Genomic DNA, 8,913 nt, shown 5'->3' with positions numbered 1-8,913 from the left:
AGTACCATCTCAGTAATACCTTCCCAACTGTGTACTTTTTTCAGGAAGAGGACATATCCACGTGGAAAATCTCAAATCTCCACGTGGATATTTTTTATTTCCCACGTGGGCGTCAAACATTTCCTCCGAAGTTTCATTTGATTCCTCCGAGGAATTTTTTCTTTCCTACCTGGGAAATAAAAAATTCCCACGTGGGAATTTCGAAATATCCACGTGGAAATCAGTTTTTCCCGACACAGCCCCGTATCGATACGTCTCCAACTCTAAATTATTGTTGCGAGCTAACCTCTAACTCCTAACCTCTATTTTCCAATCTCTTGCATACCTCAAAGTAAAGGTATAACTTCGCAGGAAACATCACTCACACGGCAAAGCCCTCACAGCTCCCCGTCACTTCTAACTTCTAATCTCTAACTTCTAATCTCTAGCTACACTATGAGCAAACAACTCCGCATCTGGCTCTTCGCCTTCATCGGCACGCTGCTCGCGAGCAGCTCCCTCCTCGCCGAAGGTGTCATCACCATGACCACCTCCAAGGCCGTTGGAGAGAAAATCAAACTGAGGGTTGAGGCCAATGGCAACGTCACCATTGAGGGGGCTCAAGAGACTGGAGAAACGGACGGTGTCAATCGCAAGTCCTACAGGCTCACTAGCCAAACGATCACCATCCGAGGCGATGTAACAGAGCTTAACTGCATGACCACTCAGTTGACCAGCTTGAATGTCTCTGGCTGCGCCACCTTGACAGAGCTTATATGCGATGGCAACCAACTGACCAGCTTGGACGTGTCAAAGAACACCGCCTTGAAAAAGCTTGACTGCTCCTACAATGAACTGACCAGCTTGGACGTGTCGAGTTGCACCGCCTTGACAGAGCTTGAGTGCTCCTACAATCAACTGACGAGCTTGGACCTGTCGGGCTGCACCGCCTTGAAAAAGCTTGACTGCTCCTACAATCAACTGACCAGCTTGGACGTGTCAAAGAACACCGCCTTGACATCGCTTTGGTGTTTCAACAATGAACTGACGAGCTTGGACGTGTCGGGCTGTATCGCCTTGACATCGCTTTGGTGTTTCAACAATCAACTGACCAGTTTGGACGTGTCAAAGAACACCGCCTTGGAAGAGCTTAACTGCTCCAACAATCAGCTGACTAACTTGAACATATCTGGGTGTGCTAGATTGAATACTCTTTATTGCTCCAGTAATTGTATCAATGGCAAGGCTATGACCAAGTTGGTGAATAGTCTTCCCAATCGAAGGAGAAAGAGTAGTGGTATTATTGATCTAGTAAATCGCTCCTCTAAGAAAAGAGATAGAAATAGGTGTAGCGCTGCTGACGTAACTACAGCAAAGAAGAAAAACTGGAAAGCGTACATTCCACCCGCCAAAACTGTGTGCTTGCCTACCCGCTAATGCAATTTCTCAAGAATGATGTTTTTGATGACTTCATTGGGCGTCTTATAGTTTAGGTTTTTACGAGGTCTATTGTTTAGCAGGTTCTGAAAGCGTCTAAGGTCTTCGTCGGTTAAGTCCTCGAAAGTAGAGGACTTAGGGATAAACTGGCGTAGCAGTTTGTTTAGGTACTCAATATGAGGCTTATCCTAGGACTGATAGGGATGCGTCTCGCTCTGACGTCTAGTCTCTAATCAGCCGTTGAGTCGCTCATCGTTATGGTCTGCTGAGGAGCGCGCAGGTCTCAAGGTGACCTTGAGTGCACCAGAGTGTAGACTCTTTTGCGTGCTGTGCTACCTTTGCACCGTCAATTAATTAGACATATGCAAAGTGCGTCCCGACAGCGATTCCCCGTCTGATCGCTCTGATTGCTCCGATAGTTCCGACAGCTCCGATGCTCTCTTACTTCTAATCTCTAATTTTCGTACCTTTGAAGTCGTAAGTTTTACCCGTGAGCCGTAGGTCTCACCTTTTAAGTAAAGAACCTCTATCGCATTATGAGCAACGAAATGACTGATCAGACTTTATCAACCCAAGAGCATCCTATGAGCATCGCTGAGCGTGCTGCCGACAATATTCGCGCCCTCGCTATCTCGATGGTCGAGCGTGCTAAGAGTGGCCACCCGGGTGGGGCTATGGGCGGAGCGGACTTTATCCAGGTCCTCTTCTCCGAGCAACTGCGCTATGACCCGCGTAACCCGGAGCACCCCGCACGGGATCGCTTCTTTATGGATCCCGGCCACATGTCGCCAATGCTCTACGCACAGCTGGCGCTGGCGGGATTCTTTACGATGGAGGAACTGGCAGCCTTCCGCTCGTGGGGCAGTCCTACGCCTGGACACCCAGAGCTTTGTCGTAGCCGTATGATCGAGAACACGAGTGGTCCGCTGGGGCAGGGACACACCTACGCTGTGGGTGCAGCCATCGCAGCGAAGTTCCTCCAGCACCGTCTTGGCGATACGCTGATGCCACAACGTATCTACGCTTTTATCTCTGATGGCGGTATCCAGGAGGAGATCAGTCAGGGTGCGGGGCGCATCGCTGGCGACCTAGGGCTAGACAACCTGATCATGTACTACGACTGCAACGACATACAGCTCTCGACGCGTGTCGAGGATATCACGGCTGAGGACGTTGCGGCTAAGTATGATGCGTGGGGCTGGAACGTCTTTGAGGTGCCGGGCAATGACCCAGCAGCGCTGGGTCAGGTGCTACAAGACGCTATTGAGACTTCCGAAGAGACAGGCGCGCCGACGCTTATCATTGGCTACACCAATATGGCTTACAAGGCGGTCGATGAGGAGGGTAATCCGCTGGCTAATCTGATCGCAACGCACGGCCAACCGCTCTCTAAGGCGGGTGCTTCGTATGCTAAGACGATGGAGGCGCTGGGTGCTGACCCAAACAATCCTTTTACCATATATGAGGATGTGGCTGCCTTCTACGCTGATCGTCGCGAGGAGCTGATCGCCTACTGGGATGGTCAGTACAAAATCCAGGAGAAATACAAGAAGGAGCACCCTGATCAGGCGAAGCTCTATGACCGCTGGTTTGCTGCAGAGCCTACCTACGATGTGGCTTGGCAGGAGATAGCCCAGAAGGCTAATCAGGCAACGCGTGCCGCCTCGGCAACAGTGCTGGGCGAACTGGCTAAGCGGGTGGACAATATGATCGTTGCCTCGGCCGACCTCTCGAACTCGGACAAGACGGACGGCTATCTCAAGGGTACGAAGGCTCTGGAGGCGGGCGACTTCTCAGGCAAGTTCCTCCAGGCTGGTGTCTCGGAGCTTACGATGGCAGCGCTCTGCGTGGGTATCACCCTGCATGGCGGTATGCGTGCGGCGTGCGGTACTTTCTTTGTCTTCTCAGACTATATGAAGCCCGTCGTTCGTATGGCTGGGCTGATGGAGCAACCGGTCATCTTCATCTGGTCGCACGACTCCTTTAGAGTTGGTGAGGACGGGCCGACGCACGAGCCGGTCGAGCAGGAGGCGCAGATACGTCTCCTCGAGCATCTGCACAATCACTCGGGTCGTCGTGCCCTACAGGTGCTGCGCCCAGCCGATGTGCATGAGGCTACAGTCGCCTGGCAGATGGCTATGGAAAACCTCCACACGCCGACAGCTCTCATCCTCTCTCGCCAAAACATCCAAGACCTACCTAATCCCACCTACGAGCGCGCTTGCCAGTTGAAGCATGGCGCTTACGTGGTCTCTGATACAACGCCTGCGGGTGAGACGCCAGACTTGACGCTCATCGCCTCGGGTAGTGAGGTGAGTACGCTGGTACAAGCCGCTGAGCTACTTAAGGACAAGGGTCACAAGCTACGCATCGTCTCGGTACCGAGCGAAGGGATCTTCTTCGATCAGCCAGAGGCATATCGTGAGAGCGTGATCCCCGCAGGGGGTGCACGCTTCGGTCTGACCGCTGGGCTGCCTGTGACGCTCCTCCGCTTGGTCGGAGATATGGAGCATATCCACGGATTGGAGAGCTTCGGCTTCTCCGCTCCCTACACAGTGCTCGATGAGAAGCTCGGCTTCACCGCTGAGGCTGTGGCACAGCGTATCGAGGAGCTTTGCCGCTAGGGAACAAGAGCTATGGGACTATTCTCACGCTTCAAGAAATCAAATAAAAAGTCTCCTGTCTCAACCGAAGAGGTCGAGCAGGAGACAACTGACGTCACGCAGGAGGTAGCGGAGCAAGCAACGGAGCAGGTGTCTGATCAGGTGTCTGAACCTAGGGCGGACACGCTCAAGGCGAACACGCTGAAGTTTGACGCGCTCCGTGCACTCAAGATAGGCGAGGTGGACTTTGCGATACGCGCTCTGCGTACTTCGCTGGAGGAGATCGACGATCCTGAGTGTCGTCTTTACCTAGCGCAGGCTTTGCAGCGCAAGCCCGACCTAGCGGGTTCGATGGCCGAGCTGACGACCATACTGGAGGCTTATCCTGACTATCCGATGGCTCTCTATGAGGCGACCAAAGTCTCGAATGGGCTGGATCAGCACAGCGAAACGATCGCCTACGCTGAGCGCGCCTTGGCGACCGAGCTGGAGACGGCTCAGCAAGCTGAGCTACACCGTATGAAAGCGCAGGCGCAGCTGGCTCTAAGTGAGTCTGAGCAAGCACTCGCGACCATCGACCAAGCATTACAGCTGACGGACGAAGTGCCACTTTACTGGCTGATCAAGGTGAAGGTGCTGATAGCACTGGAACGTTGGGAGGATGCTTTGGCAGTTGCTCTAGAGACGGCTGAGAAGTTTCCCGAGGAGGAGCGAGCTTACCTTTACGAGGGTTTGATCACTTACCACGAGGGCGACAAGGAGCGCGCTGAGCGGGCTTTCCGACAGGTGGTAGAGACGGATCCTTTCAACGTGGAGGGCTACATGCACCTGGCGCATCTTGTAGAGGAGCTGCGGGGCAAGGAGGCTGCTGCCGATGAGATGGAGCAGGCTCTAGATATGATCCCCCAGCCGACTCGTGCGCTCCTAGACTATGCGGCTATACTATATAAGGAGTGCGACCGCACAGAGCAGTGTGAGGGAGTGCAGCAACTGCTGGCAGACCTTCCCGAGGATGCAGAGACAAAGGCGGGCGAAGTCAACTTCGCCAATCTGTACGCTGGTGGCTTTTACTAGAAAAGACAAGCTTTATGTCAGCCAAGCAGCGCAAGTGGTACGTCGTATGGGAGGGTTATCGGCCAGGCATCTATGATGATTGGCAAGACTGCAAGATGCAGATCGAGGGCTTCCAAGGGGCTAAGTATAAGTCCTACCCGACGGCAGAGCAAGCGCAAGAGGCCTTCGAACTAGGCTACCATGAGGGTCGCAAGCTGGGACAGCAGCATCGTGTCGCTAAGCCACAGAGCAATCAGCTACAAGTGCAGCACAGTGTGGCACAAGCTCCTGATCAGTTGATCGGTGACAAGGTCGCACCAAAAGGTTTCCTCAACCACTCGATAGCGGTCGATGGCGCCTGCTCGTCCAATCCAGGCGTGACGGAGTATCGTGGCGTCTACACCTTTAGCCACGCGGAGCTCTTTCGGGCAGTGATCCCATGGGGAACTAACAACATTGGCGAGTACCTAGCCATCGTGCACGCCTTGGCGCTGATGGAGCAGGGCAAGCTCCCGCCACTGCCTATCTACTCCGACAGCAAGGTGGCACTCGGCTGGGTGGCGCAGGCTCGTTGCCGCACGCGGCTCGACTCGACGGATCCACGTAGTGCTAAGACCTACGAACTGATCGTGCGTGCCACACATTGGCTGAAGACGCACACCTTTCGGGTACCACTGATGAAGTGGGACACGGTCGCTTGGGGTGAGATCCCCGCAGACTTCGGCCGTAAGTAGCCGCGCCGTCACTGAGGCCATGCGCACGCCACTCATCGTCTGCAACATCGGCCACGAGGTCGCTCTGGAGGCTGGCGACCCACTCCACTACACCCCTCCACGACTTATTAGACAGATACGCTCCGCCCTTTGGAGCCTTCCGCTCTGGGCGGTCCCAGCGTGGTTAGATGGAGCCTCGTGGTGGGTACACCCTTTTAGCGAAAGCCTTTCGCCCTATTTGACCGACCGTGAGCTGAGCCATATAGCGAAAGGGAACGTCGGAAACTTGGAACTCATACTATGGGGGCACGAGCGAAGCTTGGCGCATAGCTTGGCGAAGCAGTACGGGCTGAGCGGTGGAGAGACATACAGCGAACTGCCCCAGGAGCTGATGCCTTGCTGGACGAGAGCTGCTAGTGCGCGCTTCTTTGCGAAGTACAGTAGCGTGCCGTGGCGCAGTCGTGTGGCGATGATGACGCAGATAGAGGAGTTGGTAGAGCTTTTGACCCAGGGGCCCTGTCTCGTGAAGCTCCCGTATAGCAGTTCGGGGAGAGGACTCTGGCGCATCAACCGGCTGGACAGCCAACTTGAGGAGACGCTTCGCAAGCTCTTGCGCCGGCACGGCACCCTCCTCGTGGAGCCTCTACTCGACAAGATGCAGGACTATGGTGCCGAGTACTATATAGACGAGGCAGGCGAGGTGCAGTTCGTCGGACTGAGCGCCTTCGAGACGGACGACCAGGGACGCTATCTAGAGAGCCTCTGCCAAGCTCCCGAGGAGACGCTCCGACAACTCACCGAGAGCCTCTCCGATCCTAATGAACTCACCCAAGCTCTAGCGCAGCACCGAGCTTACCTCTCCCGTGAGGTGGCGCCTTACTACTGTGGTGCCGTCGGCATCGACCTACTCACCTACCGCCCCGATGGAGTCAGCAGCCGTACCGCCCTGCACCCGTGGGTCGAGATCAATCTGCGCTACACGATGGGGCATTACGCCCTCGACCTCTACCGTGAGCGCGTCCCTCAAGGAAGCTACGACCAATACCGCTTTGGCATCCTCTCGGCACCACGAGCCAAAGCACTCCTCTCCACAGCAGATGCCCCTACCCTAGACGACACTGGATGCCTCTGCTCGGGTCTTCTCCCGCTCACCTCCACTGATCTCACCACCGCCTCACACTTCGCCTACCTACGCACTCTCTGAGATGACCAAGGCAAGCGAAAGCAAAACATCTATAGCGCCCCCTAACATCAACGAAGCCCTGCACACCATGAAGGTGTACAGGGCTTTCTCAATTAGGCTTCATAGCCGCCGGAAAGCGACTACTTATCCTCAGTATTGATTTAGTCTTCGTTTAGATTGACACGCTTGAAGCCTGTAGCCGTCAGAGTCTTAGATGCAGTGTGCAGGTAGCCCTGGACATCCATCTTGGGGTCACGTACGAAAGGCTGGTGTAGGAGTGTATTCTCCTTGTAGAACTTCTGGATGGAGCCCTCTACGATGCGCTCACAGATAGCCTCAGGCTTGCCACTCTCACGAGCACGATCCATAGCGATCTTGCGCTCCTCCTCGAGGACGTGAGCTGGTACGTCATTCTCGCAGACTGCGACTGGATTCATAGACGCTACCTGCATAGCTACCTCACGAGCCATCTCATCATCGATAGCCTCGTTGAAAGCTACGATAGCAGCCAGCTTGTTGCCGAAGTGGATGTAGGACGTGGTGTAGGGAGCCTTGAGGAACTCATAGTTGCCCAGCTCCATCTTCTCACCCGTGCTACCGATGCGGTCGGTGATATGCTCAGCGACAGCACGCCCATCAGCTAGAGGTAGCTTAAGCAGATCCTCCTTAGTGGCGGGTTGCTCCTTCATAGCAGCGTCTAGGATCTGCTGTGTGAGAGCGATGTGCCCCTCGTTCTTAGCAACAAAGTCAGTCTCGCACTGGAGTGACACGATGGCCGCAAAGCCCTTGCTGTGTGCTGCTAGGACACAGCCCTCAGCAGCCTCACGATCAGAACGCTTGGCAGCGACAGCCTTACCCTTAGCACGTATGATCTCGATAGCCTCCTCAAAGTTTCCGGCAGTCTCGTTGAGTGCATTCTTGCAGTCAGAGAGACCAGCGCCGGTCATCTTACGAAGTTTCTTGATATCTTCAATTGTTACGCTCATGGTGTATAGTATTATTGTTGGTTAGCTGCTTCCTCATTAGCTGGAGCAGTCTCTTCAGCCTCTACAGTCTCGGGAGCTGCCTCCTCAGCAACTTCCTCCTCACGCTCTGCCTCAGCATTGGTGGGGCGGATGCGCTCACGGCGAGCACCTGTGCGCTGGCGACGTCCTGAGGGTGCTAGCTCAGCAGCCTCCTCAGCCTCTTTCTCAGCCTTGATAGCCTTGTACTCTACCTGCCCCTCGTTGATAGCCTGGCACATAGCCGAGATGATCAGCTCGATAGCTTGTGTAGAGTCATCATTAGCTGGGATGACGTAGTCGATATCCTTGGGATTAGCATTCGTATCGACGATAGCAAATACGGGGATACCTAGACGCTGAGCCTCACGTACAGCGATGTGCTCACGCATAACGTCTACAACGAAGAGTGCGTTAGGCAGACGGTTCATGTCTCGGATAGAGCCGAGGTTCTTGTCTAGCTTAGCCTGCTGGCGATCGAGCTGCAGACGCTCACGCTTGGAGAGGTTGTTGTAGGTGCCATCCTCACGCATCTTGTCGATCTGAGCCATCTTCTTGACAGCCTTGCGGATCGTGGGGAAGTTGGTGAGCATACCACCCGGCCAACGCTCTGTGACGTAGGGCATCCCTACGCTCTTAGCGAGCTCTGCGACAGCGTCCTTAGCCTGACGCTTGGTGCCGACGAAGAGGATCTTCTTGCCAGAGCTGGCCATATTCTTGATAATCTCAGCACACTCATCGATCTTAGCGACAGTCTTGTGCAGGTCGATAATGTGGATGCCGTTGCGCTCCATAAAGATGTAGGGAGCCATAGCGGGGTTCCACTTACGTGGCATGTGGCCAAAGTGTGCACCAGCCTCTAGTAGCTGGTCAAATGATACTTGTGACATAATAGTCTTTGTGTTTTCGTTTACGTTCTTGTGAAATAAGCAATTGCAGGGTAG

Annotated in this window: 7 protein-coding genes; 5 read left to right on the top strand and 2 right to left on the bottom strand. The window is 54.5% G+C overall.

What is annotated here, in order from left to right:
* Positions 1–435 precede the first annotated feature (435 nt).
* From RDM37_RS01350 to RDM37_RS01330, 5 genes are all read left to right on the top strand, one after another.
* A complete protein-coding gene (locus RDM37_RS01350; RefSeq protein WP_308554503.1) occupies positions 436–1,416 on the top strand; it encodes a leucine-rich repeat domain-containing protein in 981 nt (326 codons plus the stop codon).
* 536 nt (positions 1,417–1,952) lie between these two features.
* A complete protein-coding gene (locus RDM37_RS01345; protein ID WP_374043009.1) occupies positions 1,953–4,040 on the top strand; it encodes a transketolase family protein in 2,088 nt (695 codons plus the stop codon).
* Positions 4,041–4,052: 12 nt separating this feature from the next.
* Positions 4,053–5,093, top strand: coding sequence for a tetratricopeptide repeat protein (locus RDM37_RS01340; RefSeq protein ID WP_308554502.1), 1,041 nt, complete (start codon positions 4,053–4,055; stop codon positions 5,091–5,093).
* Positions 5,094–5,107: 14 nt separating this feature from the next.
* Positions 5,108–5,806, top strand: coding sequence for a ribonuclease H family protein (locus RDM37_RS01335; protein WP_308554500.1), 699 nt, complete (start codon positions 5,108–5,110; stop codon positions 5,804–5,806).
* 19 nt (positions 5,807–5,825) lie between these two features.
* Positions 5,826–6,989, top strand: a complete 1,164-nt coding sequence (locus tag RDM37_RS01330) for a hypothetical protein (protein ID WP_308554499.1) — start codon at positions 5,826–5,828, stop codon at positions 6,987–6,989.
* A 140-nt stretch (positions 6,990–7,129) separates the two neighbouring features.
* Here the strand turns inward: RDM37_RS01330 and tsf are convergent, their stop codons facing one another.
* Entirely contained in the window at positions 7,130–7,954 is an 825-nt protein-coding gene (gene tsf / locus RDM37_RS01325; RefSeq protein WP_308554498.1) for a translation elongation factor Ts, read from the bottom strand.
* An 11-nt stretch (positions 7,955–7,965) separates the two neighbouring features.
* Entirely contained in the window at positions 7,966–8,859 is an 894-nt protein-coding gene (rpsB, locus tag RDM37_RS01320) for a 30S ribosomal protein S2 (protein ID WP_308554497.1), read from the bottom strand.
* Positions 8,860–8,913: the final 54 nt, after the last annotated feature.

Origin of the sequence: uncultured Porphyromonas sp., assembly GCF_902489635.1 — a bacterium.
Classification (GTDB): Bacteria; Bacteroidota; Bacteroidia; order Bacteroidales; family Porphyromonadaceae; genus Porphyromonas.
Note: the sequence above shows the minus strand (reverse complement) of the source record. Positions and strands in the feature narration are given on the sequence as shown.